The 1,237-nt window shown below is 55.9% G+C and carries 1 protein-coding gene; it reads left to right on the forward strand.

Features of this window, described 5'->3' with window-relative positions:
• Positions 1-64: 64 nt before the first annotated feature.
• A protein-coding gene (locus tag GCN75_RS28730) for an IS3 family transposase (protein WP_152285372.1) occupies positions 65-1,227 on the forward strand; the annotation gives its coding sequence in 2 pieces (ribosomal slippage) (positions 65-320 and positions 320-1,227; 1,164 coding nt in all).
• Positions 1,228-1,237: the final 10 nt, after the last annotated feature.

The following is a 1,237-nucleotide window of genomic DNA, read 5'->3' on the forward strand; positions in this document are numbered from 1 at the left end:
TGTAGTGGTTTAATGTACCCGGACACTGATTTAGGCGAGAATGCTCGCCATGGAGAGGTGTTTGATGAGCAAGCAAAGACGCACGTTTTCCCCTGAGTTCAAACAGCAGGCAGCATGCCTGGTGCTGGATCAAGGATACAGCCACGTGGAGGCAAGCCGGTCGGTCGGCATCGGCGAATCGGTGCTGCGCCGCTGGGTGCAGCAGCTGCAGTTGGAGCGGCAAGGCATCACGCCGCAAAGCAAGGCAATGACGCCAGATCAGCAGCGAATACAGGAACTCGAAGCACGTATTGAGCGTCTCGAGCGGGAGAAGTCCATTTTAAAAAAGGCTACCGCGCTCTTGATGTTGGAAGGGATAGAACGTACGAGGTAATCGATCAGATTTGTGGTGACGAATCAATCGAGTTGATCTGCGCGGTGTTCGACGTAGCGCGGTCATGCCTGTATGTGCATCGGGAGCGCGCCCGGCACATTGATGTTGAGCGCATGGCATTGCGTGGCCGCGTGCACGAGCTGTTCGTCGAGAGTCGCAGTTCGGCGGGAAGCCGCAGCATCATGGGCATGATGCGCGAGGAAGGCACGGCAATTGGCCGCTTCAAAGTCAGTCGTTTGATGGAAGAGCTAGGGCTGGTCTGCAAACAGCCTGGCAGCCATGCCTATAAGCAGGCTACGGTGGAACGGGTCGATATTCCGAACCACCTCAACCGTGAATTCACAGTGGAGGCACCAAATCAGGTCTGGTGCGGGGACATCACCTATGTCTGGGCGCAAGGCCGATGGTATTACCTGGCTGTGGTGTTGGACTTATTTGCTCGCCGAGCGGTGGGCTGGGCATTCTCGCTACGACCCGATGCCGACCTTGTTGTGCAAGCGCTGGAAATGGCTTACGAGCAGCGAGGTCGACCGCAGGGACTGCTGTTTCATTCGGATCAAGGTAGCCAGTACGCCAGTCGAAAATTCCGTCAGCGCTTGTGGCGCTATCGGATACGACAGAGTATGAGCCGTCGGGGAAATTGTTGGGATAACTCCCCGATGGAACGGCTGTTCCGCAGCTTCAAAACTGAATGGCTGCCGTCAACTGGTTACATGACGGCACAGGAAGCACAACGGGACATCAGCCACTACCTGATGCACCGGTATAACTGGATACGGCCACATCAGTTCAATGAGGGATTGGCTCCGGCCGTCACCGAAGAAAAACTTAACGTAGTGTCCGGGATGGGTTGACCACTACACT

It is taken from the genome of Janthinobacterium violaceinigrum (genome assembly GCF_009208555.1).
GTDB lineage: Bacteria > Pseudomonadota > Gammaproteobacteria > Burkholderiales > Burkholderiaceae_D > Janthinobacterium > Janthinobacterium violaceinigrum.